We start from the raw sequence: 25,816 nt of genomic DNA on the forward strand, positions 1-25,816 counted from the left end.
CGCCACTTATGCCCTATACTGATGTAAATTTCGGTAAAGGGTGGGTGATTATAATGTCTGAATCGGAAAAGATTGAACTTAAGATAATCGAGCCTGAGATAGTCATGCCTGTGTTGATCGAATCGGCCAGGCTAATCCTGCGGAGAACGGAAGAGCGCGACCTGGCTTTTGTCGCAGAGGCGGAGAGCAGCCCGGAGAACAAGCCGTTTATCGGGCAGTGGAGCCTGGATGAGCACCACGAAGCGCTGACAGATCCCGATCTGCTGCACCTGATTGTCCAGGAACCCGGCGGCGAACGCATCGGCTATGTGATCGTGACCGGCCTCCGGGACCCCAATCTGTCCGTATGCATCAAGCGGATTGCGATAGAAGCGAAGGGCAAGGGCTACGGCTCCGAGATGCTGCGGAGTCTTCGCGACTGGCTCTTCCAGAATACGGGCGTACACCGGCTGTGGCTGGATGTGAAGACCCATAACGCGAGAGCGCAGCATGTGTATGAGCGCGCCGGATTCCGGGCGGAAGGCATCCTCCGGGAATGCATCAAGGTTCAGGATACCTTCGAGTCGCTTCAAATCATGTCGATCCTGAGAGAAGAATACGAGCGGCTGCTATAGACTATAGACTGCCCGGCTGCTCCAGAAGCTTCACCGACACGGATACTTCCATTGTGCCGCCGCCACCCCGGTACACCCCCTGAAGGGGGCTGACATCGGCGTAATCCCGTCCCGTTCCGACGCGAATATGATTGGCGAGCGCCTCCACATTATTCGTCGGGTCCAGCCCGATCCAGCCGATGCCCGGCACCATCACTTCAACCCAGGCATGGGTCGCGGCATCGCCCTTCAGGGCGGAATCCTCGCCGACATATAGATAGCCGCTGACATACCGGGCCGGAATGCGGGCCGCCCGAAGGATGCCGATCATCACATGGGCCAGATCCTGGCAGACGCCCTGCTTCAGGTCGAAGGACTGACGGGCCTGCGTGTCCACATTCGTCGCTTCTCCGCTGTAAGTGAAGGTCTCATAGACGTATTTCATCACTTCCAGCGCATAGGCAACCGGATTGTCCATTTCGCCGAGGACGCGTTCCGCCTCCTTCACCTGCTTTTTGTCCAGAAGCGTATAATCGGTCTCATTCAGATAGGCCAGATAATGCTGCCGGAACAGCCCCGTATGAAAAATCTCCCGCATCCGCCCCGAATACCGCAGCTCATGGATAAAAGGGCTCCGCTGCACACTGACAACCGAAGTCGTCTTCACCTCCAGCGAATCATGCTTCTCCGGAATGAAGAACGTCTCCACCTGGTTGCCCCAGACATCCGTATATTCCCGGGTTAGCGAGGCCGGCGTAATGTCCGCCCGGTAGACGAGCAGCCGCTGGACCTCATCCGTCAGAGGCTTCAGCCTGATCGTGTTCAGGCTCTGATCGACCTTTGTCTCGTACTGAAAGGTATTGGTATGCACAATTTCATATTTCATAACAGGCAGGGCTCCTTTGGAAGACTCTGAGGGTACATTACCCACTGGAGAACGGCATGCAAACGCCGATAGAGCGTTATACCGCCATTTTCCCCCTTCCCCGCCGGAATTAGCCCGCCACACCTCTTCATTTGCAAAAAAAAGAATCCCGCCGCAGTCGGCAGGACTCTTGGTTAACAGAATTCTGAGTTCATTCAGCGTAATTGTGCCGCCAACTTAAAATGCGGGAACAACAGCCACGCCGTATTTGTCCTCGATAAATTTTTTGACATCAGGACTTGTCAGCGCTTCGTCAAGCTTCTTGATTTCCTCACGGTTCTCGTCTCCCTTGCGGACGACTACAACATTCGCGTAAGGCGAGTTGGCGTCTTCACGGAACAGCGCCGACTTGGGATCGATACCCGCTTCAAGGACGACATTGGTATTGATGATCGCTCCGTCGAGATCAGGCAGTGAACGGGGCAGCGTAGCCGCATCCGCTTCAACGAACTCCAGTTTATGCGGATTCTCGGCGATATCCTTCGGCGTAGCCTCGTAGGTCGTTAGGCCGTCCTTCAGCTTGATCAGCCCCTGCTGCTGGAGCAGTACGAGCGCCCGGTATTCATTGGACGGGTTGTTCGGAATGCCGATCTTGGCGCCGTCCTTTATCTCATCCTTGAATTTCAGATTTTTGGAGTAGAAGCCGATCGGCTCCACATGCACCTTGGTCGTAACGACAAAATCATAGCCTTTCTCACCCTTGATGGAATCCAGGTACGGAACGTGCTGGAAGTAGTTGGCGTCGATTTGCTTCTCCTGCAGCGCCGGATTGAGCTGGCCGTCATCATCCAGTACAACCACTTCGAGGTTAATGCCCTCTTCCTTCAATTTCGGCTTGATGAACTCCAGAATTTCGGCATGCGGCACCGCCGAGGCCCCAACCTTCAGCGTTACCTCCTTGGCTGCGGCCGGACTGGCTGCTGCCGAGCTTTCCGCTGCCGGACTGGACTTCGCGGTGGCTGCCGCCGATTCCCCGTTTCCGTTCTGCGATCCGCAGCCTGCCAAAATCCCCGTCAACACCATGACCGCGGCCAGCAACAAGCTTCCTCTTCTCTTCATCTTAATCCCTTCTCTCCCCTAGATTATATGTAAAAAATAAGTACTACCCGTTTGGAAAAATCGGCTGCATTAAGCGTCTATCAAGATCCCGCGGATCAACCGCTCTTGCAGCGTTTCCGGTCAATGGAACGGGCGATAAAATCCCCGGACCACTGCACGATTTGAACAATCAAAATGATAAGCAGAACTGTTCCGAGCAAAATATCGGTTCGAAACCGTTGGTACCCGAAGCGGATCGCCAGACTGCCCAGCCCTCCCGCGCCGATCGCGCCTGCGACCGCCGTGAATTCGGTGATGGAGATTACGGCGATGGTCATGCCCCGGATGAGGGCGGGCAGCGCCTCCGGGATCAGTACCCGGCCGATAATGGTGAACGGGCCGGCGCCGACCGATTTGGCTGCCTCAATCTTTCCGTTCTCCACCTCGCGCAGCGCGTTCTCGATGATGCGGCCGAGAAAAGGCGCCGCGCCGATCGACAGGGAGACAATCGCCGCTGTCGGGCCGAGCGTAGTGCCTACAATCAGCCGTGACAACGGCAGCAGCAGCACAATCAAAATGATGAACGGGACCGAACGGACCCCGTTGATCGCGGTAGCGATGATACGATTGACTGCGGGCGCGGCAAGAATTCCTCCTTTTTCCGTAACCACCAGCGTAATGCCGAGCAGAGTGCCCAGCAGCAGCGCGAATACCGACGACCATGCGGTCATATACAGCGTCTGCCGAAGGCCCTCCCACAACAGGCCGGGTACATCATCTCTCATCGCAGCACCGCCTCTCTTTCCTTCCGCCCTGGCTCTTCGCGGTAGCCGTTCTTGTAGAAATTGAAGATTCCGGCGAACCGCTGGGCCGTATCGCTCTGCGGATGAGAGAACAATTGGTCGACAGGGACATTCTCCACGATCCGCCCCCCTTCAATGACGGCCGCTCTGCCGCAAATATGCCGCAGCACATCCATTTCGTGGGTAATCAGCACAATGGTAAGGCCAAGCCTCCGGTTAATGTCGCCAAGCAGCTCCAAAATGGAGAAGGTGGTCTGCGGATCAAGCGCCGAGGTCGCCTCATCCGACAGCAGAACGTCCGGCTCTCCCGCCAGCGCCCTGGCGATGCCGACTCTCTGCTTCTGGCCGCCGCTCAGTTCCGACGGATAGCTGCCGGCCTTTTCACCCAGCTCGACCAGATCGAGAATTTCTCCGACACGGCGTTCGATCTCGGCCTTCGAATAGCCCGCCGTCTTCAGCGGGAAGGCGACGTTCGCAAAGACCGTTTTGGAATCAAACAAATTAAACTGCTGAAATATCATGCCGATCTTGCGGCGGGCGAGCCGCAGCTCACGCTCCTTGAGTCCGGTGATTGGCTTCCCGTTGATCGCAATGGTGCCGGAATCGGGCTCCTCCAACCGGTTGAGACAGCGGATCAGCGTGGACTTGCCGGCGCCGCTGAATCCAATGATGCCGAAGATCTCTCCTTTTTCGATCTGCAGATTGATATCCTGAAGCGCGGGAACCACGCCTCCCCGGGTCCGATAGCTCTTGTTCAGGTTGGTGACGGTAATCATCGAACCGCCCTCCTTCTTCGGGAAAATAAAAAAAATCAAGCCTTCCCCGTCTTCCGGCGGTTTCGCAGCTTGATTTCCAGTTAACTGGTCAATCATAATTCTGATTATTTCAATGTGTTTAATTGATGTTTAATAATATAGAGCAGTTGCAAGATACTGTCAATCCGTAATTTCATTTTCCCCTTCGATAAGCAGCGGTTCGCAGCCACACAATAAAAGCGCGCATCCCGATTGAAGGGATGCGCGCCTTTATTGTTTTGGAAGTCATATTCGGCTTGACCCTGCGATTAGGGATCGCGGAGGCTCAAGCGCCCCTGGCTGCCTTCTCCTGAAGCTCTGCGAACACCAGCGTCGTCACATATTTCCGCGCGTCGGCCGTCTGCAGGAACAGCTCGGCGGTTTCAGACGCTGGCTGCGCCTGACGAAACCTCACCTTGGCGCCGTCCAGCGTCTCCAGCATGCCATCCACGGCATAGCCCCGGGACAGCAGTCCATCGATCTCCAGCTTCTCCTTGAGAAAATCATCGTACGCAGACATCAGACCACTCCTTCGGCTTTCGGCTTCGCCGGAAGAGCGCCCGCCGCTCCAAACCGCTTGCGCTGCAGGTATTTGCCTGCTCCCGCCTTGCCGACGAACCGTTTATCCTTGATGACGAACTCGCCCCGGCTCAGCACGGAGACCGGTTCGCCTTTTACCTCAAAGCCTTCAAAGGCGTTGTAGTCCACATTCATATGGTGGGTTTCTGCGGAAAGCGTCCGCTTCACGTTCGGGTCGAAAATAACAATATCGGCGTCGCTGCCGACGGCGATCGTGCCCTTTTGCGGGAACAGGCCGAACAGCTTGGCACTGGACGTCGAGATGACATCCACGAACTTGTTCAGGGAAATGCGGCCCTTCTCCACGCCCTCGGAATACAAAATCGTGAACCGGTCCTCGATCGTCGGACCACCGTTCGGGATTTTGGAGAAATCCCCAAGGCCCAGGTCCTTCTGTCCCTTGAAGTTGAAGGAGCATTGGTCGGAGCCGATCGTCTGAAGACTGCCGTTCCAGAGTGATTTCCACAGCACATCCTGGTTCCACTGCTCCCGCAGCGGAGGCGACCACACATATTTGGCTCCCTCGAAATTCGGCTTCTCCAGAGCCGTCTGATCCAGCACCAGATACTGCGGACAAGTCTCGCCGTAGACGCGCAGGCCTTTTTTGCGGGCCTCCTCGATCTTCCAGGCCGCTTCGGCGCAGGTGACATGCACGACATAGAGCTGGGAGTCGGTCAGCTCCGTCAAGTAAGCTGCGCGTCCGGTCGCCTCGCCCTCCAGCTCCGGAGGCCGGGTCAGCGCATGGTAGATCGGATCGGTGTTGCCTTCGGCCAGCGCCTTATCCACGAGGTATTCGATCACGTCGCCGTTCTCGGCATGAACCATGACGAGCGCGCCTTCCTTCTTGGCGGCTTGCAGCGTTTTGTAGAGCGTGCCGTCGTCAGCCTGGAAGGTGTTCTTGTACGCCATGAACACTTTCAGCGACGTGATGCCCTCGTTCTCGATGATCTCCGGCAGCTCTCCGAGCACCTTGTCGTTCAGCTCCGACACCATCAGGTGGAAGCTGTAGTCGATCACCGCTTTATCCACGGACTTCGCATGCCACGTATCCACCGCCTGCTGAAGCGGCAGGCCCTTGCTGGTGAGGCAGAAGTCGATGACCGTCGTCGTGCCGCCGTAAGCCGCCGCGATTGTTCCGGTCTCGAAATCATCCGCCGTAACGGTGCCGCCGAACGGCATATCGAGATGCGTATGCGGGTCGATGCCGCCAGGGAAGACATAACAACCGGAAGCGTCGATCACTTCGGCGCCCTCCGCCTCCAGGTTCAGGCCGATTTCCGTAACAACTCCGTTCTCGATGGCGATATCGCCGGTGAACGTATCCGCCGCCGTTACCACTGTTCCATTCTTGATGATCTTCTTCATCCCTCAAACCACCTCCGCTTCGGAATAGGAACCGCTCAGATTGCCGACGACGCGCTGACGCTCATTCCAGGTCATCGGCGGAAGGCCGCTGTCGATCTGCACCATATCGATCGCGCCATCAGCCGGACAGACGATCGAGCACAGGTTGCAGCCGACGCAGTCCTCCTCGCGAACCTTCAGAACCGCTTTGCCGTCCGCGCTTGTCAGCATGTCGATGCATTGATGCGAGGCGTCCTCGCAGGCGATATGGCATTTGTTGCAATTGATGCAGTTGTCTTCATTGATGCGGGCGACAACTTTATAGTTAAGATCAAGATCGCCCCAGTTGGAATACTTGGCCACCGATTTGCCGATCAGCTCGGTGACGGAAGCCAGGCCCTTCTCGTCGAGGTAATTGTTCAATCCGTCGATCATCTCTTCTACAATCCGGAAGCCGTGATGCATGACGGCGGTACAGACCTGAATGCCGGTCGCGCCCATCAGCATGAACTCGACCACATCCTGCCAGGTGGAGATGCCGCCGATGCCGGAGATCGGCACGCCGACCTGCAGGTTGCGCGCGCATTCCGCGACCATGTTCAGCGCGATCGGCTTGACGGCCGGTCCGCAGTAGCCGCCGTGGGCTCCCATGCCGCCGACATGGGGAATGGTGTTCCAGGTATGAATGTCCACGCCGGCCAGACTGTTGATCGTGTTGATCATGCTGACCGCGTCGGCGCCACCCTTAACCGCGTGACGGGCGACCACCGTAATGTCGGTGATGTTCGGCGTCAGCTTCACGATAACCGGCGTCTTCGCGACCTCCTTCACCCAATACGTCTGGGCTTCCACCAGATCGGGCTGCTGGCCGGAAGCCGCGCCCATGCCGCGCTCCGCCATCCCGTGCGGACAGCCGAAGTTCAGCTCCAGACCGTCAACGCCAACGTCTTCGACCCGCTTGACGATTTCATGCCACTTCTCCTGCTTGGGCTCGACCATCAGGGAGGCGATCACCGCATGATTCGGGAACCGCTTCTTCGTCTCGTAGATTTCCTTCAGATTCACATCCAGCGGACGATCCGTAATCAGCTCGATATTGTTGAAGCCCGCCACGCGCTGGCCGTTGAAATTGACGGCTGCGAAGCGGGAAGATGTATTGATGATCGGGTCGCCGAGCGTCTTCCAGACGGCTCCGCCCCAGCCCGCCTCAAAGGCGCGCTGTACTTGATATCCGGTATTGGTAGGCGGCGCGGACGCCAGCCAGAATGGATTGGGCGACTTGATCCCTGCGAGATCGATACTCAAATCTGCCATAAGTTATTCCCTCCCTGATCGGTATAGATTAGACGGCTGAGCCTACAACGCCGCCTTGCTGCGGCATGAACTGCTTCACAATCGCGTGGGCGGCGATTTTACCCTGCTGTGCAGCGGATACAACCATCGCTTCGCCCTTGCCGGAGCCAAATACGATATCGCCTGCGGCGAAGATCATCGGATCAGAGGTGCGGTGAGTCTCCCAGTCTACCTTGACGACGCCCCAGTCATGTTCGAGACCCAGATGCTCGATCAGACTATTATGCCGCTTCTGCCCGATAGCCAGTACGACAGCGTCGACCGGCATGATGAATTCCGAGCCTTCGATCGGCACCGGCTTGAGCCTGCCGTCGCCTCCCGCCTCGCCGGACAGCTCCATACTGACGCATTCAAGGCCGGTCACGCGGCCCAGATCGTCGCCGATAATGCGCTTCGGCAGTGTCAGCCAGCTGAATTCCACACCTTCCTGCTTCGCGAATTCGTACTCGAAGTCGTAAGCTGTCATCTCTTCCCGGGTGCGGCGGTAGACCATCTTCACGTTGTCTGCGCCGAGTCGCACCGAGCAGGTCGCGGCGTCAATCGCCGTGTTGCCCGCGCCGATAACGGCAACGCGCTGTCCCAGCAGCCGGATGTCGGACACGCCTGTCTTCGTCGATTCCACCAGCTTGATGGCGTCGTAGACGCCGGCCAGTTCCTCGCCCGGTATGCCGAGCTGCGGCACATATCCCATGCCGGCGGCCAGCACGATAGCGTCATACTCCGCTTTCAGCTCATCGACGGTGACATCGGTTCCTACCTTGACGCCAGTGCGGATCTCAACGCCGAGACGCTCCACCTGCTCAACTTCCCAGAGAGAGACGGACTGCGGAAGCCGGAAGGACACGATCCCGTGCGTATCCAGACCGCCGGCCAGCTCTCTTGCTTCGTAGATCACAACGGCGAAGCCTTCGCGGGCAAGCTCGCGGGCTGCCGACAGCCCTGCTGGACCGCCGCCGATGACGGCGACCTTGCGGCCGACCGGCGCTCCCGCCTTGAACAGCGCAGCGCCGCTCTTCACCGCCCAATCGGTCGCATAGCGCTGCAGCAGGCCGATCTCGATCGGCTTGGACGCGTCATTAAGGACGCAGGCGCCTTCGCAGAGCTCCTCGGTCGGACAGACGCGGGCACAGCTTGCGCCGACCGGGTTTGATTCCATGATCGTCATGGCCGCGCCTTTCAGGTTGTCCGTGGCGATTCTTTTAATGAAAGAAGGGATATTAATGCCCGTCGGGCAAGCCTTGATGCAAGGAGCATCATAGCAGTAAAGGCAGCGGTTGGACTCTTCAACAGCGCCTTTTTGGGTCAATCCGGCCTCGGCTTCTGCAAAATTTCGCATGAACATATCGGGTGAAAATGCGGTCTGCGGAGAAGTGTGCTCCATCGGTGATCCCTCCAGATATATGTTATATAATATAACACAATTACGATATTCGCCTTAAAAAACTACTTACTTTGACAGATTTATATAGTAAAATAATCTGTATCACTGAAAAAACCGCTTATCTCTACCGATATAGGTTAGTTATTCTAACATCCTATATTCAAACTATAGTCAATTCATTTTTTCGTTACATTAGACATAATGTCTAATTTAGGATGCCTATTTTTTACGTGTGAGAATGAATTGAGAACGGCTATTAGACAGGGAGGTAGAGTATGGACTGGGAGTTAGTATTCACCATTCGCGAAGCGCTGAAAAGACCCCTGTTCGCCGACGCCTCGGTCGTAGGGGGAGCCTCCGGCCTGGACCGCGCGATCCGCTGGGTTCATGTGCTGGAGACCCCCAACTTCGAGAGCATGATTCACGGCCAGGAAATGATTCTGACCACGGGAATCGGCATGAGCGCCGACCTCCCCGCCGCCCTTGAGTTTCTGGAGTACCTGATCGAACGCAATGCCGCTTGCCTGTGTATTGAGCTCGGAACTTACTTTAGCGCCATTCCCGATGAAATGATTGCTCTCGCGGACCGGCATGACTTCCCGCTTATCGTCTTTGACCGCACCGTTCGCTTCGTCGATATTACACTCGATCTGCACTCGCTGATCATCAACCGCCATCACCGCATGCTGGAGGAACTGGAGAGCATCTCGCGCGAATTCCACCGGCTGACGCTGACCTCCCAAGGGACGGTCAAGGTGCTGCAGCTATTGTCCAAGAGCACGCGCACGCAGGTGCTGTACATGCAGCTTCAGGGCAAGCCGCAGTTCTTCCCGGCGCTGCCGCCGGAGGAGCAGGGAGATCTGCTGCGCTTCTTCTCGGCATTCTACGAAGAGACGGGCGCCGCGCACCAGCCGGACGCCGCGCCCGCATTCCGGGATTACAACGGCCGGACGGCCGTGATCAAGCCGGTCGGAGCCCTGGACCAGACGTGGGCGTATATCCTGATGCTCTGTCCCCACAAGCCGCAGGAGTTCGACTGCCTGCTGCTCGATTCCGCCTCGCTGTCGATCGCGCAGGAGCTGCTGCGCACACGCTATATGGAGGAGCGCAAGCTGTTCTCCGAGAATCTGTGGGTCGACGAGCTGATCAACGGGCGGATCGACGACGAGAACCGGCTTAAGAGCCTGATCGGTCCGGACTTCGCCGTCGTCAACGAGCTGCCCTACCGCGTATGCCTGATTGAAATCGAGAATCCCCGGAATGCAAAATGGAACAGCTCGGAGAACGAATGGGAATCGATAACATTCCACCTCTCGCTCGTCCTGCGTTCCATTTTCGAAAAATATTCGTTCCGGCCGCTCATCACGCTCAAGAACAACCGGCTGACCGTGATCGCGCTCGACATCCAGTCGAAGCAGCCCGGCCGCTCCCGGCTGCAGCAGGCGCTGGAATCGCTGAAGAATATACGCTCCGACGAGAAGCTGAAGGATCTCCAGCTCGTCGTCGGCGTCAGCAAGCGTCATACCCAGCTTCGCAATACGCCTGCCGGTTACCGGGAAGCGGTACAGGCGCTGTCGCTCTACCCCTGTCACCAGCAGCCGATTCTGTTCTACGAGGAGCTCGGGGTGTTCCAGCTGCTGCTCGGCTTGAACGACGGCAAGACGCTGCAGAACTTCATCCGCACCTATCTCGGCCCGCTGATTGACCATGACCAGCAGAAGGGCAGCGAGCTGCTGCTCACCCTGCGCGTCTACCTCGATCATGACGGCTCCAAGCAGATCGCGGCCCGGAAGCTCTTCATCGTGCGGCAGTCGCTCTATTACCGGCTGGACAAAATCACCGAGCTGCTCGGCGAGGACTTCATGTCGCCGGAGAACCGGATTTCGATTCAGGTCGCCCTGCGCGCCTATCAATTCCTGTACCCGGAGAAGCTTACTCTGCCCAACTCCCGTTCATTACCTCTTTGAACGTATCCAGAATGAACTGGATATCTTCATCGGTCGAGGCAAGCGGAGGCGCAAATGTCAGCACATTGTTGTAGCCCGCTACTGTGTCGCCGTTCTTGCCAATGATCAGCCCTTTCGCCTTGCAGTCGGCAATAATTCCTTTGACCGTATCGAGCGGAGCCGGCGTCTTGGCCTCCTTGTCGGATACAAGCTCGATGCCGGTGATCAGGCCGAAGCTCCGGATATCACCGACCAGCTTGTGACCTGCAAGCTCCGATAGCCCGGCGTTCAGGCGCTTGCCGAGAATATCGCCGCGTTCCACCAGCTTCTCCTGCTCCATCAGCTCCAGGTTGCGCAGCGCCAGCGCGCACGCCGCCGGGTTGCCGCCGAAGGTGTTGATATGGCGGAAATAGCCGTAATCGTCGCTCTTGTCCTTGAACACCTCATAGATCTCCTTGCGGACCGCAGTGGCTGACAGCGGCAGATAAGCGCTCGTCATCCCTTTGGCCATCGTCACGATGTCCGGCTTCACGCCGAAATTATGATGGCCGAACCGCTGCCCCGAACGGCCGAAGCCGCAGATGACCTCGTCGATAATAAGGAGCACGCCATATTTCTTGCAGATTTCCTGAACCCGGTCCATGTAGAGCTGATGCGGCACGATAACGCCGCCGCCCGTAATGACCGGCTCCATAATAACAGCCGCGATCGTCTCGGCGCCTTCCCATACGATGGTGTCCTCGATCTGCTGCGCCATCAGAAGATTGAATTCCTCCACCGACTGGCCTGCCGGACGGCGGTAGCTGTCGGGAGGCGCCACATGCAGGAAACCGCCGCTGAGCGGCTCGTATTTGTATTTCCGCTGGGCCTGCCCGGTTGCGGACAGCGCGCCAAAGGAGTTGCCGTGGTAGCCCCGGTAGCGCGCGATGAATTTGTGGCGGTAATGCTGGCCGATCTGCTGCTGATATTGGCGCACCATTTTGAAAGCCGTCTCATTCGCCTCGGAGCCGCTGTTTGAGAAGAAGATCACGTATTCGTCGCCCAGCCACTCGTTCAGCTTCTCCGCCAGCAGAATCGCGGGCATGTGGCTCTGCGTCAGCGGAAAATATGGCAGCGACAGCAGCTGGTTATACGCAGCTTCCGCCAGCTCCTTGCGGCCATAGCCAATGTTCACGCACCACAGCCCCGACATGCCGTCCAGGTATTTCTTGCCGTCGATATCCGTAATCCAGGCCCCGCTGGCGGAAGCGGCGATCATCGGCGGGCTTGCTTCGCTGTATGGCGAAATATGATGCCACAGATATTTCCGGTCTTTGCTGATTGCGAGCTCGCTGTCCATTCCTGTATTGATCATGGGCTTGTGTCCCCTCTCAAGCCTTGCGGCCTTTTATTTTTTATACAAATGAACTGAATTAACAGCGGATCAATAGCGGGCGGTCACCATTTTTTTGCGTGTATAAAATTCCACACCGTCGCGTCCGTTGGCATGCAAATCGCCATAGAACGATTTCTTGTAGCCGGAGAACGGGAAGAACGCCATCGGCGCGGGAACGCCCAGGTTAATGCCCAGCATCCCTGCGTCAATCTCCTCCCGGAATTCGCGGACCGCCTTGGCGCTGTCCGTGTAGAGGCAGGCCCCGTTGGCGAACGGCGACTGGTTCGTTACAGCGATGGCCTCGGACAGATCCTTGACCCGGATCACAGCCAGCACCGGCGCAAAGATTTCATCCTGCCAAATCTTCATGCCAGGCTTCACATGATCGAAGATCGTCGGACCGATGAAGAAGCCGTCGCCGCTGCTGGCGGCGTCCAGCCTTCCGTCCCGCACAAGCTTCGCGTTCTCCAGCTCGCCTGCCTCGATATAGGAAATAGTGCGCTCTTTGTTCGACTGGCGGATGACCGGCCCCAGGAATACATCCGGCTTCGAGCCGTCGCCGATGTTGATCTCATCTGCGGCGGCGGTCAGCCGGGCCACCAGCTCATCGGCAATCGCCTCATGGACGACGACGACCGAGCAGGCCATGCAGCGCTCGCCCGCCGAGCCGAAGGCGGCGGCCGTAATGTTCTTGACCGCGCCGTCCAGATCGGCGTCCGGCAGCACGATGGAATGGTTCTTGGCGCCGGCCAGCGCCTGAACTCTTTTGCCATGAGCGGAACCGGTCTTGTAGACATGCTCCGCCACAGGCTGGGAGCCGACGAACGAAATCGCCTTGATCTCCTCATGCTCCAGCATCCCGTTCACAATCTCATGCGCGCCGTTCACGATGTTCAGCACGCCGGGAGGGAAGCCAGCCTCGGCGAACAATTCGGCCAGCCGTTTCATCAGGAGCGGCGTCCGCTCGGACGGCTTCAGGATGAACGTATTGCCGCAAGCGATGGCCAGGGGGAACATCCAGCACGGCACCATCATCGGGAAGTTGAACGGGGCGATGCCGCCGACTACGCCGAGCGGGTAACGGTACATGCCCGATTCGATGCCCGTCGCGATATCAGGCAGCTGGCTGCCCATCATGAGGGTTGGCGCGCCCGCCGCAAATTCCACGCACTCGACGCCGCGCTGCACCTCGCCGCGCGCTTCCTCCAGGCTCTTGCCATTCTCCAGCGTAATGAGAGCCGCCAGTTCCTCCGCATGCTTCAGCAGCAGCTGCTGATAGTCGAAGAAATAGCGGGCGCGCCGGGGAACGGGAACTTTTTTCCACGATGTATACGCTTTCCTGGCCGCTTCCACCGCAGCATCAAGTTCCTCCCGGCTCGACAGAGGCACATAAGCAATCACTTCGCCCGTCGCGGGGTTGAACACCTCTTCCTCCCGCCCCGAAGCCGACTCCACCCACTCTCCATTGATGAAATTCTTCACTTTCCCGGTTGGTCTGGCCAGCAGAGACATGCGAGAAGCACCTCTTTTCAGTAAAATCGCTCCGCCGGGCGGTCAGCGTGTGCAAGCTGGGGCGCGGCGGCGGAGCGGCTTGTATGCGGCTTATTTTTTCGAAGCCATATCCATGATTTCGTTCGTGTAGGCTTTGGTGAGATCCGGTTCTTCCTTGATGACGCCGAACTTCTTCGCGATGTCAGCCGTCTGCTTGAATGCAGCGTCGTCCGTGTAGCCCAGCTTGGAGAGGTCGAAGCCTTCCGGCTTAATCAGCTTGGCGACTTCCTCCATCATCTTCAGCTGATGATCCTTGGTCGTGCTGCCGGATTCGGCTTGCTCCATTACGATGTCAACGGCTTCTGACGGATTCGCGATGGCATCCTGCCAGCCTTTGAGGGACGCGCGGACGAATTTGGCCGCCGTCTCTTTATTCGCTTCCAGCCATTCGCTGTTCGCGAACAGATTGTCCTCCAGCATCGCCACGCCCTCGTCGTTCATGTCGATGACATTCAGCTCTTCAGGCTTGATGCCGGACTCCAGCACAACCTGATATTCGTTGTACGTCATGGCCGATGCGGCATCCAGCTCGCCGCCCAGGAACTGGTCCATCGTGAAGCCCTGCTTCGTGAACTTGATGTCCTTGTTGGAATCGAGCTTGTATTTGTCGAACAGCGCCAGCAGCTCGAACTCATTGCCGCCCATCCAGTTGCCGACGCGCTTGCCCTTCAGATCGGCCGGGCTGTTGATGTTGGCCGACTTCTTGGATACGAGCACAAGACCGCTCTTCTGATAAATCTGGGCGATCTGGATCAGCGGCATGCCCTGCTCCTGGCTCGTCAGCAGACTCGCTACCCAGTCGACGCCGATATCGGCGGAACCGCCGGCTACCTGCTGCTCCGGCACGATGTCCGGGCCGCCCGGCAGAATGGAAACGTCCAGACCTTCATCCTTGTAGTAGCCTTTCTTGAGCGCGACATAATAGCCGGCGAACTGAGCCTGAGGCACCCATTTCAGCTGCAGCTTCACCGGAACCGGATCGCCTGCCGGAGCTTCGCTTGCCGCCGGAGCCGCCGATGCGGCTGTGCCGCTTCCGGAAGAAGCCGCCGGCTCGCTAGCCGAAGCCGAATTTCCGTTATTGTTGCCTCCGCAGGCCGCCAGCATGGACATAACCAGCGCCATAACCGCCATCAACAGCACACCGCGAAACATTCTCTTGTTACCCTTCATCAAACTGATTCCCCCTACCCGTTTTTTTGATTTCCTTTGAAGTGATGAATGTCAGGAACTGTGCTGTACTCCCATTGGTGCGCTGTATGCCAACGGCCGCAGCGTTGCCCTGTAGGATTAACCAAGGCTTCGCCAAGACGGCCGGTTCAGCCGGTTATGCATAATGAAGATTTTAGTTTAGGCCCGCCGCGAAGGATGCCAGCGGATGAACACCTTCTCCAGCCGCTCCACCACCAGGTAGAACACAACACCGGCGATGGCGGCCAGCACGATGCAGGACCAGCCGAGCGGCATTTTGGCGACCTTGATCGAGTTGGAGAGCAGATAGCCGAGCCCCCGCGAGGAGAAGAAAAATTCGCCGACGATCGCACCGATCATGCTGGCGGTCGCGTTGATCTTCAATGCGGTGAAGACATACGGCAGGCTGCTCTTGATCCGCAGATGGCGGAACACCGCCGATTTCGGCGCGGCGTAGGAATGCATCAGATCCAGCGCCAGCGGGTCGATCGCGGCCATGCCTTTGTAGGCGTTGATGGCCATGGCGGCCATAGTCGTCGCCGTTACGATGGCGATCCGCGATCCCAGCCCGTCGCCGAACCAGAGGTTCATAATCGGCGCCAGCGCCACGATCGGAACGGCGTTCAGCGCGGCGACCAGCGTCAGGCTGCCGCCGCCCCATCTCGGCCAGGCCGTGGCGACCAGCGCGATGATGAAGCCGAGCAGGGAGCCGGCCAGCATGCCGAGCACCGCTTCGGAGAGCGTGTAGCCCGTATAGGAGAGAAGCAGACTCATATTGTCGCCCATCGCCTCCCAGATTGCGGAAGGCAGCGGAAGCTGATATTTCTTGAGGTCGAATATTTTGTGGAACACCTGCAGTTCCCACAGCGCCAGAAACAGGACGCCGGCGAGAACCGGCAGCAGAATGCGCAGCACAGGAGCCGTACGCGAGCGCCGGCGCGGCTTGTTCGAGGACGCCGGGGCGGAAGCCGGCGCCGGTTTGGCTTCTGCGCCGGCGGTTGGCCGCGTTCCACCCTCCTGCCCGTGAGGCGAGACAAATGAAACCTCCGAAGCGGTATTGCCTTCCATCATCGGCTGCCTCCTTTCGGCCGGAATTCAGGCTGCCAGGGAGCAACAAGACGCTCAATGAGGCTCATCAGCCCGTAGCTGGCCATTCCGAGAAATGCGCCGACCAGAATTGTCGACCAGAACATATAAGTATGGGAAGGACCGTAATAGAGATTGCGGAGCATAATGACGCCAATGCCGTGCTGGGCTCCCATCAGCTCAACCAGAATCGCGCCGGTTACCGCCAGCGGAGCCGCAATCTTCAGCCCGCTGAATAATCCCGGAACAGCGGCGGGCAGCCGGAGCTTCCAGTAGACGGCCCACGGTTTGGCCGCGTAGGAATGCATCAGCTCCAGAGCGGAGAGATCGACGCTGCGCAGCCCGCGCAGCATATTAAGCGCCACAGGGAAGAACGTGATGTACCCGGATATGATAATCCGCGAAACTTGCTCGTCGCGTACGATGCCGTAGATAATCGGCGCCAGGCCGAGAATCGGGATCATCTGCGAAGCGACGGCGTACGGGAAAGTCAGCTGCTCGATCGTCTTCGAGACGCTCATCAGCACCGCGAGCAGGACGCCTGCAGCAGCGCCGAGGAGGAAGCCGATAGCCGCGTTGCCGAAGGTCGCAGCCCCTTCCTTCAGCAGCGTGCCGCCGTACTGAAAGAGGGTGGAGACCACCTCATGCACGTAGGGCAGCTTCGATTGGGCGAGCGGCGCGTGCGCGACGTTCAGCAGCGCCCAGGACAGGCCCTCCCAGAGAATCAACAGTCCGGCTACCCATACCAGCAGCGGAAGCAGCCGCCCTTTGACCAGCATGCCGTTACCTTTCATAGCGTTACACTCCCTCGAAGCTGTCGCGAATGCCCGCGATCAGATCAAAAAATTCCGGGCTGTTCCGCATTTCGGCTGTCCGCGGACGGGGGAGCGGGATGTCGACGATTGCCGACAGACGCCCGGGATGCGGAGACAGGACGAATACCCGGTCGGACAGGAAGATCGATTCCGGAACGCTGTGCGTGACGAACACGACCGTACTGCCCACCTTGCTCCATACGGCAAGAAGCTCTTCATTAAGGCGCTCGCGTGTGAACTCATCGAGTGCCGAGAACGGTTCATCCATAAGCAGAATTTCCGGCTCCATGGAGAGCGCCCGCGCGATGGCGACACGCTGCTGCATGCCGCCGCTAAGCTGCCAGGGATACTTGTCGGCGAACCCCTTCAGCCCCACCAGCTCCAGCAGTTCCAGCGCCTTCTCGTCCCGACGCGCCTTCTTGACGCCCATCAGCTCCAGCGGCAGCGTAATGTTGTCCTTGACCTTCCTCCAGTCGTACAGAACGGGACTCTGGAAGACGATGCCGTACTTCTGGGCAAGCCGGGCTTCCTTGGCGCTCTTGCCGGCTACTGTCACCCGTCCTCCCGTCGGCTCGATCAGATCCGCCATCAATCTCAGCAGCGTCGTCTTGCCGCAGCCGGACGGACCGAGCAGCGATACAAACTCTCCCTTGGCAATATCGAGACTTACCTGGTGCAGAGCGAGAACCTCCGCCGTATCCGTCTGATAGCGCATCTCCACATTCTCCAATTGGATCTCAGGAACTCTTGTCGCAATAAGTGACATCTCCACTCCCCCTATTCCTGAATTATTTGTATTGATGTCATGTTAAATGACGTGAAATCATCATTTTCGCGATAACTCCAAATCCGATGTAGCTTTAACTAACATGTTACACTGACCCCCTTTCATGGGCACTAGACAAAAAGTAAAATTGCTGTGCGGAAATTCCGTCATTTTGTCCAGCCTCTTTCGATTTATTGTCAGAAAGCGGCCGGTCTGCCGATATATCCAGTAAAGATGCATGTCTGCCCAAGGCTTGCCGCTTCCGTACCCGAAAGCCGGGATGACCGGACGGCTCCACTCATCCCGGCTTTTACCCGCAGCTTGCCCTTTACGAAAGGAGGCGCCTATTCATCGGCACTTTTATCTCCACATATATTGTCATCGTAGCTATATCGGGCGTCCTGAGCGCGCTGCTGGCTCTCTTCGCCTACTTCAAGGATACGGATTTCTCCGGAATCAAAGCGTTTATCGTCAGCTCCTGCGCTTCGGCTATCTACACTTTCGCCTTCGCCTTCGAGCTGTCGAGCGGCTCGCTGTCGCAAATCAGCCTGTGGACCAAGGTTGAATATATCGGGATGCCTTTTATCGCGCCTTCAAGCCTGTTGATGGTGCTTCATTTTGTAGGAATGGACAGGCTGATTACGAAATCGCGGCTGATCTGGCTCTACTCCATTCCCTGCATGACGACGGCGCTTGTCTGGACCAACGACTACCATCATCTGTTCTACCGGTCCATATATTTGCGGACCGACTCGCCGGCCCCGCTGGCCGATATCGTCATGGGTCCGGCTTACATCGTTCACGGCAGCTTCACCTTCGGATGCCTGCTGGCCGGAACCGTGGTTATGCTGTATCAGTGGAACCGCATGAAGCAGGTGTACCGCCGCCAGCTCGTGACGCTGCTGCTCGGCCTGCTCCTGCCGACGCTCGGCGCCTTCCTCTATCTGATCGGCCTGTCCCCCTACAATATGGACCCGGTGCCGATCATCATGAGCATCACCTCCACCCTGTATATTTGGGCCATTCTGTCGAGGGGCATGCTGACTGCGGCGCCGATTGCGCGCGGCAGTCTGTTCGAGAGCATGCGCGACGGCGTTCTCGTCATGGACCGCTCCGACCGGCTGATCGACTATAATCCGGCCGCGGCGGGCATGATCAGAGGACTTGATGCCTCTTACATCGGCCATCCGCTCATCCGGCTGTTTCTGACGGCCGGCAAAGACGCGGTCGCCTACGTGATGGAGGCGGACCCCCTGGTCCAGGAGGAGCGGGAGCTGGAATGGGAGAAGGGCGACGACATCTGCTACTATGAAATCCGCTCTTCGCCCGTCCGCAAGCGGGGCGGCCAGATCGCCGGACGAATGATTATGCTCATCGACGTAACGGAACGCAAGCGGATGCAGGACAAGCTGCGGCAGCTTGCGACAACGGACAGTCTTACCGGTATATGTAATCGCCTCCATTTTATGGAGCGAAGCGCCCGGGAGCTAGAACGCCGCGATACCGAAGGCGGCAATCTCTCCCTGGCGCTCTTCGACGTCGACCACTTCAAGAGCATCAACGACCGCTACGGCCACAGCTGCGGGGATATGGCGCTTCGCCATATTACGGAGGTCTGCCAGGGACTTCTTCGCCAAGGCGACATTTTCGGCCGTTATGGCGGGGAGGAGTTCGTGCTGTGCCTTCCGGATACGCCCCTGGAAGAAGCGGCCAAGCTGGCTGACGTTCTTCGGGCGGCGGTCGAAGTGGAAGGCCTGCGATTGCCTCAAGGCTGGATCAGTGTGACCGTAAGCTTCGGCGTAGTCTTCGCGGAGCCGGGAAAGCCGCTGGAGGAGCTGCTTAAGGAAGCGGATCATGCGCTGTACGCATCCAAACGGAGCGGACGCAACACGGTGCATCTTGCCGTCGAGCACGGCCTTGTCCGGTTCCCCTAGAGCGATGCGTCCTATGCCAAGGCGGCAACCGAATAGAGTCGGTGTACGAAAAGACCGTCTTCCCAACCGGGAAGGCGGTTTTACTGTTGGCGGATATGCCCCATTCCTCCACAGCCGAAGCGATCCGTCTCCCCCGCCCGCCTGACAAAGCCATCTTGCAGCGGCCTGTTTGCTCTCTCCCCTTTTACGTTTAAATAGGGATATGCAGGTAATGTTCGAGGAACTTTATGCCAACAATAGGAAAAAGGAGGAGACGCCCATGATCAAGATCGGTTTGACGGGATTCGGCGATCACGAAGGGCTGTACGGCAAAGTGAAGCCCGAAGGCCGCCTGCCCGCCTACAGCGCGCATTTTTCAATCGTAGAGATCGACAGCTCCTTCTATGCCGTTCAGCCGGTCAAGAACTTCGTGAAATGGGTCGGCCAGACGCCCGAGGGCTTCGGATTCATCGTCAAGGCTTACCAGGGCATGACCGGGCATCTGCGGGGCAAAACGAATTATTTCAACACTGCCGGGGACATGTTCCAGGCGTTTCATACCTCGATTCAGCCGGCTATTGATGCCGGAAAGCTGATCATGACCCTTTTTCAATACCCGCCGTGGTTCGACTGCACGAAGGAGAATGTAGATACGCTCCGCGAAACGAAGGAACGCATGAAGGATGTTCCCTGCGCGCTCGAATTCCGCAATTCCACCTGGTACAGTCCGCAGTACCGCGATCGCACGATTGAATTTATGAAAAAAGAAGGGTGGATTCATACCGTCGTCGATGAACCCCAGGCTGGAATCGGCTCTATCCCGATCGTGGCGGTCGCCACCTCGAAGGAAGCCACCTATGTGCGCATGCATGGCCGCAACCCCAAAGGCTGGCATCAGAGCAGCCATCCCGAATGGCGGAAGCTTCGCTATCTGTACCGGTACAGCACGGAAGAACTGGTGGAATGGCAGGAACGCCTGAAAGAGCTTGAACGCGGATCGCGGAATGTGTACGTAGTCTTCAACAACAATTCGGCCGGCGACGCCACACCTAACGCCAAGGAGCTTCAGACCCTGCTCGGGGAGGAAGACGGCGGGCTTGCCCCTCTCCAGCTGGACCTGTTCAGCCCGTAACCCATCATGATTGGCGTAACAGTCAGCAGTGAATATCAATACGAAGCAGGGGGCAAATCATGATGAATCGGAATCATACAATGATGCAGTTCTTCGAATGGCATGTGGCCGCCGACGGCGAGCACTGGAAGCGGCTGGCGAAGCTTGCGCCCGAGCTGAAAAGCGCCGGAATCGATTCGGTATGGGTGCCGCCGGTGACCAAGGCGCTGTCTGTAGAGGAAACCGGGTACGGCGTCTACGATCTGTATGATCTGGGCGAGTTCGACCAGAAGGGCACAGTGCGGACCAAATATGGGACCAAGCAGGAATTGATCGACGCCATCGCCGAATGTCAACGGCAAGGAATCGCCGTGTACGTCGATCTGGTGATGAATCATAAGGCCGGAGCCGACGAGACGGAGGTCTTCAAGGTTGTCGAGGTCGATCGGAACAACCGGCTTCAGGTCATCTCGGAGCCGTTTGAAATCGAAGGCTGGACCAAGTTCACCTTCCCCGGAAGAGGCGATACGTACTCCGCTTTCAAGTGGAATTTCGAGCATTTTAACGGCACCGATTACGACGCCAGGGAAGGAAGAACCGGAATCTACAAAATTATCGGAGAGAATAAGGACTGGAACCAGAACGTAGACGGTGAATTCGGGAACTACGATTACCTGATGTTCGCCAACATCGATTACGGTCATCCGGTTGTCCGCGAAGAGATGCTGGAATGGGGAAAATGGCTGGTCGATACGCTCCAATGCAGCGGTTACCGGCTTGACGCCATCAAGCATATCAATCATGAGTTCATCCGGGAATTTGCAGCCGAAATGGCCCGCAAGCGCGGCGAAGACTTCTATATCGTAGGGGAATTCTGGAATTCGGATCTGAAAGCGACCCGAACCTTCCTGGACACCGTAGACTATCAGATCGATCTGTTCGACGTCGCCCTGCATTACAAATTCCATGCGGCTTCGCTGGCGGGCCGGAACTTCAATCTGAGCACCATTTTCAATGACACGCTCGTTCAGACCCATCCGACCCACGCCGTCACCTTCGTCGACAACCATGATTCCCAGCCCCATGAATCGCTCGAATCCTGGGTCGGCGACTGGTTCAAGCCAAGCGCGTACGCGCTCATTCTGCTCCGGCAGGACGGCTATCCCGTCGTCTTCTACGGCGACTATTACGGCATCGGCGGGCCGACGCCCGTTCCGGGTAAGCGCGAAATCATCGACCGCCTGCTGTGCGCCAGGTATCACAGGGCTTACGGCGAGCAGAACGACTATTTCGACCATCCCAATACGATCGGCTGGGTAAGGCGCGGAACGAAGGAAATCCCCGGCTCCGGGTGCGCGGTTGTCGTCTCGAACGGCGACAACGGAGAGAAGCGCATGTTCGTCGGGAAGGAACGTGCCGGAGAAGTCTGGATCGACCTGACGCTAGGCCGCAAGGAGACGGTCAAGATCGGCGAAGACGGCTGGGCCGTCTTTCCTGTAACCGGAGGCGGTGTGTCGGTCTGGTCGCTCCCGGTGGACCTGTCGGGCGGGAAAGAAGGGGCTTGAGCGGTCAATGCGCATAATGACACGTATTAATGATGAAGCGGCCTGCAAGAGAGTAGGCAGTCGCTGGTAAGCCGAAGCGCCATGCAGAATAAAAGCAACAGGATCAAGAAGAATGTCTGTCTGGCGGCAGCTTGCAGACACGGGCATTTGCGAGAGACAAACCAGCGCTTGAGCTGATCCCGGATCTAATACCAGGAAAGGCCCTGTCGCAAGCGGAGGACTCAGTGCGGTCCGCAGCTATTCAAATGGAATCTTTGCTATTCTTGAACAAAGCCCCGTCCCTTCGCATTGTGCAATGCGAAGGGACGGGGCTTTCGGGTGTGACGATTTTATTGGCCTTTCACAGCGGAGGAATCACTGCTGGACCACGCGGAAGCCTTCCGGCTGCCCACAATCCGTTCGATTGGATATACTTTCCATACACCGGCAGCGACCGAAGCGCACAAAGCCGCTTTCAGGAAATCGCCCGGCAGGAAAGGCAGCATGCCGGCAGCCAGCGCCTTATAGAGCGTATCGAGCGAAGGCACCGAATGAGCCAGCCAGGCCACGCCAGCCGGATACACCAGCAGAGAGCCGAAAACAACATTCACGCCCAGGAGCTTCGTGAACGTATACCGGTTCTGCGTCATCCGTTGGGCGAACCACCCGATCAGAGCGGCTGCAAAGGGCCAGGACCAAATGAAGCCCGCTGTTGGCCCGACGAGAACGGAAATGCCGCCTCTTCCGGCCAGAACAGGGAATCCGGCCGCCGTCAGCCCGAGAACGATCAGAACGGCAAGCGCTCCGTATCTGGCGCCAAGGATGGAGCCGGCCAGCATGACGGCCAGCGTCTGCAGCGTGATCGGTACGGTTGAGAACGGAAGATCTACTTTCATGGAGCTTAGAGCGATCATGACGCCCGCGAAGAGCGCGCTGAAAATCAGCCCGCGCAGGGACCATTTATTCATCGTGCAAGTTCCTCCATTTCTTCTTGAGTCTAGTAGGTGTAACATGTACCCGAACCAATATACCATCCGCACCGCAATACATCAATGCGTTAATTTGATATAATCGGGGATGGTTATCCATCCATTCCGGAAAGAGAGTCGAACAGCTATGATTCATGCCAGCGGCCTGAGCCTGTCCCTCCGGGACGGCCAGCGCGTTCTGCCGGTGCTTCAAGATATCGATTTACATATAGACACGGGAGAGTGGGTGACCCTGACAGGCGCCAACGGCAGCGGCAAATCCAGCCTCGTCCGCATTGTGAACGGGCTGCTTCTCCCTACTGCCGGCGAGGTCGCGACGAACGGCCTCGATCTGCGTTCTCCCGGCAACCGGAGACAGGTCAAGCGAACGGTTCAGACCGTCTTTCAAAATCCGCTGTCCCAAACGGTCGGCTCGACTCCCGAGGAAGATGTCGCCTTCGGCCTGGAGAACCGGGGCATTCCCGGAGAAGAGATGCACCTGCGGGTAGCCCAGGCGCTGAAGCTGACAGGCCTTGAGGACAAGGCGTCCAGACCTGTGGAGGAGCTGTCGGGCGGGGAGCGGCAGCGGCTCGCCATCGCCTGCTGCATGGCGCTGGAGCCGGAGCTGCTGATCTTTGATGAGGCGACCTCCATGCTGGACCCTATTTCCCGGAACGGCATCTTCGCGCTCGCCCGGGAACTCTGGAAGCGAGGCGTCACCGTTCTGTGGGTGACCCAGCGGATGGAGGAGCTGGCCGCCGGCGAACGGGCGCTTGTGCTGGAGCAGGGCCGGCTTCTGTACGACGGCACTCCCCGCGGCCTCTTCTACGGCTCCGGACTGCCGGCGGCGCTCGGCTGGGAGGACCCGCCCGTCGTGGCGGTCGGACGGGTCATGCAGGACGGTGGCTGGCCGCAGGGGCAGCTTCCGCTGACAGAGCATGAACTGGAGGAAGCCCTATGCCGGTTCAGCTGACCGCCGTATCCTATCGCTACGGCCCCCTCCCCGCCCTGACAGATATTGACCTGGAGCTTCCGAAAGGCAGCCTAACGGTGCTGTGCGGCATGACAGGAAGCGGCAAGTCAACTCTGCTGCGCCTGCTGGCCGGACTTGCCGAGCCTTCCGGCGGCACAATCGCTTATTCGGAGGAGGCATCCTCCCCTTCCGTCTCGATCGTCTTTCAGCATCCCGAGAGCCAGTTATTCGGCGGAACGGTGCTGAAAGACGTCGAGTACGGCCTGGAGCAGTCCGGCGTCCGGCAGCCGCAGCGGAGCCGCGAGGCGGAGCAGGCGCTCAGCCAGGCCGGCCTCGCGCCTGACAGCTACGGGCCGCGCTCGCCCTATCTGCTGAGCGGCGGCGAGAAGCGCCGCGTGTGCATCGCCGGCGCGCTCGCTCCGAGGCCGGACCTGCTGCTCTTGGACGAGCCGACGGCCGGCCTTGATCCGCAGGCCGCGCGGGGCCTGCTCGAAACCGTGCGCGAGCTCCGCGATGCAGGCTACACCATCGTGGCCGCCACCCACGATCTGGACGCCTTCCTGCCGCTCGCGGACCAGACCGCCGTCCTGGCGCAGGGACGGCTTCGCTACGCCGGCCCGACCGCCGGCTTATGGGAAGAGCCCCGCGTGCTCGAAGACGCGGGGCTTGCCCCTCCGGCCTATATCCGAATCGGCCGGATGCTGATGAAGCGCGGGCTGCTGGACGCGCTGCCCGCGAGCACTGCCGGGCTGCCGGACGCTCTTGCGGGCCGGCTGGCCTATCCCGGGGACGTCGCGCAGCGTCCCCGGGACGCCGGGGCGGCGCCGGCTGATGCGCCGCCGCCCGGCAGGAGCGCGTCCGGAGACGGCGGACGCGCAATTCTCCCGGACGCGGCAGATGCGTCCGGGCAGCCCGCCGCCGGCCTGGACAAGCCGGCGGTCAGGCCGATGACCGGGGCCATGGTCCGGTCGCTGGACCCCCGCGTCAAATGGCTGGCCATGGCGCTGGGCTCGCTTGTCCTTCTGGGCATCAACGGCTTCCCGCCGCTCGTTCTCGCCGCTCTGATGATTGGAGTGCTGCTTGCCGCAGGCGGGATTTCGCGGAAGCGGGCCCGCTGGTTCTACCGGCCATTCCTGCCTATGTTCCTGCTGCTGTGGCTGCTGTCCGCCTTCTATTGGAACTCCGCATCCGGCGGCCTGGCCTTCTCGGCAAAGGGTGCCGAGGCGGGCGGCCTCTCCGTGCTGAAGCTCCTGCTGCTGCTGTCGCTCGGCTTTATCTTCACGGAGACGACATCCGGCGCGCCGCTGCGGGAAGGGCTGGAATGGGCCATCTCCCCGCTGCGCAGATTCGGCGTCCGCACGCGGAACTGGTCACTGGCTGTATCCGTTACACTGCAATTCGTCCCCTGGGTGCTGGAAAAAGCGGATGAGCTTCACCTTGCGCTGGCCTCGCGGGGGGCCCGCAAGCGCGGACTGGCGCGGTGGACGCCAAAACAGCTCTCGCTGATGGCCGTCCCTCTTATGCTGCAGGTCATTACTATGGGCGATGAGCTGTCTACCGCGATCGAGGCAAGAGGCTATGATCCGGACAAGCCCCGTACTCCCTGGCTTCAGCTGAGATGGCAGCGGCAAGATACGTTCGCCTTGATCGTCGTACTGCTCGCCGCGGCGCTGCTGTATGGCATCGCTCTATACGGGTGAAGTTGGTGAGTTCCCTTGCCGTCTTCAAGCCCTACGGCAAAAAGCCTGCCCGGACCCAAAGTCCAGGCAG

22 protein-coding genes are annotated in these 25,816 nt (G+C 58.7%); 7 read left to right on the forward strand and 15 right to left on the reverse strand.

The features are described from left to right. The first annotated feature begins 53 nt into the window (after positions 1-53). On the forward strand, positions 54-614 hold the full coding sequence (locus PSTEL_RS24715) for a GNAT family N-acetyltransferase (RefSeq protein WP_245625025.1): 561 nt from the start codon (positions 54-56) through the stop codon (positions 612-614). Position 615: 1 nt separating this feature from the next. Here PSTEL_RS24715 and PSTEL_RS24720 read toward each other — a convergent pair whose 3' ends face one another. The 8 genes from PSTEL_RS24720 to PSTEL_RS24755 all read right to left on the reverse strand — a co-directional run bounded on the left by PSTEL_RS24720 (position 616) and on the right by PSTEL_RS24755 (position 8,810). Continuing rightward, on the reverse strand, positions 616-1,479 hold the full coding sequence (locus tag PSTEL_RS24720; protein ID WP_038699492.1) for a transglutaminase family protein: 864 nt from the start codon (positions 1,477-1,479) through the stop codon (positions 616-618). Positions 1,480-1,695: 216 nt separating this feature from the next. Continuing rightward, positions 1,696-2,577 (reverse strand): MetQ/NlpA family ABC transporter substrate-binding protein, encoded by an 882-nt coding sequence (locus PSTEL_RS24725; RefSeq protein WP_038699494.1) that lies wholly within the window; start codon positions 2,575-2,577, stop codon positions 1,696-1,698. 95 nt (positions 2,578-2,672) lie between these two features. Continuing rightward, positions 2,673-3,341: a methionine ABC transporter permease gene (locus PSTEL_RS24730; protein WP_038699496.1), complete on the reverse strand. Its 669-nt coding sequence runs from the start codon at positions 3,339-3,341 to the stop codon at positions 2,673-2,675. Further along, positions 3,338-4,135 (reverse strand): methionine ABC transporter ATP-binding protein, encoded by a 798-nt coding sequence (locus tag PSTEL_RS24735; RefSeq protein WP_038699498.1) that lies wholly within the window; start codon positions 4,133-4,135, stop codon positions 3,338-3,340. The genes PSTEL_RS24730 and PSTEL_RS24735 overlap by 4 nt, the downstream gene beginning before the upstream one ends. A gap of 304 nt (positions 4,136-4,439) precedes the next feature. Then, positions 4,440-4,673 carry a hypothetical protein gene (locus PSTEL_RS24740; protein ID WP_038699500.1) on the reverse strand — a complete coding sequence of 78 codons (234 nt, stop codon included), beginning with the start codon at positions 4,671-4,673 and terminating at the stop codon, positions 4,440-4,442. Next, positions 4,673-6,097, reverse strand: a complete 1,425-nt coding sequence (gene hydA / locus PSTEL_RS24745) for a dihydropyrimidinase (RefSeq protein ID WP_038699502.1) — start codon at positions 6,095-6,097, stop codon at positions 4,673-4,675. Before hydA ends, PSTEL_RS24740 begins: the two co-directional genes overlap by 1 nt. Positions 6,098-6,100: 3 nt before the next feature. Beyond that, positions 6,101-7,390, reverse strand: a complete 1,290-nt coding sequence (preA, locus tag PSTEL_RS24750; RefSeq protein WP_038699504.1) for an NAD-dependent dihydropyrimidine dehydrogenase subunit PreA — start codon at positions 7,388-7,390, stop codon at positions 6,101-6,103. 28 nt (positions 7,391-7,418) lie between these two features. After that, positions 7,419-8,810, reverse strand: coding sequence for an NAD(P)-dependent oxidoreductase (locus PSTEL_RS24755; protein ID WP_052098968.1), 1,392 nt, complete (start codon positions 8,808-8,810; stop codon positions 7,419-7,421). A 275-nt stretch (positions 8,811-9,085) separates the two neighbouring features. On the opposite strand from PSTEL_RS24755, the gene PSTEL_RS24760 reads away from it, so the two are divergent. After that, positions 9,086-10,777, forward strand: a complete 1,692-nt coding sequence (locus tag PSTEL_RS24760; RefSeq protein ID WP_038699506.1) for a PucR family transcriptional regulator — start codon at positions 9,086-9,088, stop codon at positions 10,775-10,777. Here the strand turns inward: PSTEL_RS24760 and PSTEL_RS24765 are convergent. The 6 genes from PSTEL_RS24765 to PSTEL_RS24790 all read right to left on the reverse strand — a co-directional run bounded on the left by PSTEL_RS24765 (position 10,743) and on the right by PSTEL_RS24790 (position 17,537). Next, a complete protein-coding gene (locus PSTEL_RS24765; RefSeq protein ID WP_038699508.1) occupies positions 10,743-12,110 on the reverse strand; it encodes an aspartate aminotransferase family protein in 1,368 nt (455 codons plus the stop codon). The genes PSTEL_RS24760 and PSTEL_RS24765 overlap by 35 nt on opposite strands. A 69-nt stretch (positions 12,111-12,179) precedes the next feature. Continuing rightward, entirely contained in the window at positions 12,180-13,643 is a 1,464-nt protein-coding gene (locus tag PSTEL_RS24770; RefSeq protein ID WP_038699510.1) for a CoA-acylating methylmalonate-semialdehyde dehydrogenase, read from the reverse strand. Positions 13,644-13,733: 90 nt separating this feature from the next. Beyond that, positions 13,734-14,852 (reverse strand): ABC transporter substrate-binding protein, encoded by a 1,119-nt coding sequence (locus PSTEL_RS24775; protein ID WP_084065314.1) that lies wholly within the window; start codon positions 14,850-14,852, stop codon positions 13,734-13,736. A gap of 177 nt (positions 14,853-15,029) precedes the next feature. Then, on the reverse strand, positions 15,030-15,941 hold the full coding sequence (locus tag PSTEL_RS24780) for an ABC transporter permease (protein WP_245625026.1): 912 nt from the start codon (positions 15,939-15,941) through the stop codon (positions 15,030-15,032). Beyond that, positions 15,938-16,750: an ABC transporter permease gene (locus PSTEL_RS24785; protein ID WP_052098972.1), complete on the reverse strand. Its 813-nt coding sequence runs from the start codon at positions 16,748-16,750 to the stop codon at positions 15,938-15,940. Before PSTEL_RS24785 ends, PSTEL_RS24780 begins: the two co-directional genes overlap by 4 nt. 4 nt (positions 16,751-16,754) lie before the next feature. Beyond that, positions 16,755-17,537 (reverse strand): ABC transporter ATP-binding protein, encoded by a 783-nt coding sequence (locus PSTEL_RS24790; protein ID WP_038699514.1) that lies wholly within the window; start codon positions 17,535-17,537, stop codon positions 16,755-16,757. Positions 17,538-17,926: 389 nt separating this feature from the next. Between PSTEL_RS24790 and PSTEL_RS24795 the strand changes: the two genes are divergently transcribed. The 3 genes from PSTEL_RS24795 to PSTEL_RS24805 all read left to right on the forward strand — a co-directional run bounded on the left by PSTEL_RS24795 (position 17,927) and on the right by PSTEL_RS24805 (position 22,126). Next, positions 17,927-19,471 carry a histidine kinase N-terminal 7TM domain-containing diguanylate cyclase gene (locus PSTEL_RS24795; RefSeq protein WP_281176794.1) on the forward strand — a complete coding sequence of 515 codons (1,545 nt, stop codon included), beginning with the start codon at positions 17,927-17,929 and terminating at the stop codon, positions 19,469-19,471. A 259-nt stretch (positions 19,472-19,730) separates the two neighbouring features. Continuing rightward, positions 19,731-20,582 (forward strand): DUF72 domain-containing protein, encoded by an 852-nt coding sequence (locus tag PSTEL_RS24800; RefSeq protein WP_038699518.1) that lies wholly within the window; start codon positions 19,731-19,733, stop codon positions 20,580-20,582. Positions 20,583-20,644: 62 nt separating this feature from the next. Continuing rightward, on the forward strand, positions 20,645-22,126 hold the full coding sequence (locus tag PSTEL_RS24805; protein ID WP_038701650.1) for an alpha-amylase: 1,482 nt from the start codon (positions 20,645-20,647) through the stop codon (positions 22,124-22,126). A 329-nt stretch (positions 22,127-22,455) separates the two neighbouring features. Here PSTEL_RS24805 and PSTEL_RS24810 read toward each other — a convergent pair whose 3' ends face one another. Continuing rightward, positions 22,456-23,073: a biotin transporter BioY gene (locus PSTEL_RS24810; protein ID WP_038699520.1), complete on the reverse strand. Its 618-nt coding sequence runs from the start codon at positions 23,071-23,073 to the stop codon at positions 22,456-22,458. Positions 23,074-23,182: 109 nt separating this feature from the next. Between PSTEL_RS24810 and PSTEL_RS24815 the strand changes: the two genes are divergently transcribed. Both PSTEL_RS24815 and PSTEL_RS26550 read left to right on the forward strand, forming a co-directional pair. Beyond that, the gene (locus tag PSTEL_RS24815; RefSeq protein WP_038699521.1) at positions 23,183-24,046 is read left to right on the forward strand and encodes an ATP-binding cassette domain-containing protein; all 864 of its coding nucleotides are present in this window, start codon (positions 23,183-23,185) and stop codon (positions 24,044-24,046) included. Beyond that, entirely contained in the window at positions 24,031-25,746 is a 1,716-nt protein-coding gene (locus PSTEL_RS26550) for an ATP-binding cassette domain-containing protein (RefSeq protein ID WP_052098982.1), read from the forward strand. Before PSTEL_RS24815 ends, PSTEL_RS26550 begins: the two co-directional genes overlap by 16 nt. Positions 25,747-25,816: the final 70 nt, after the last annotated feature.

The sequence above is a fragment of the Paenibacillus stellifer genome, from assembly GCF_000758685.1.
GTDB classification, from domain to species: domain Bacteria; phylum Bacillota; class Bacilli; order Paenibacillales; family Paenibacillaceae; genus Paenibacillus_AQ; species Paenibacillus_AQ stellifer.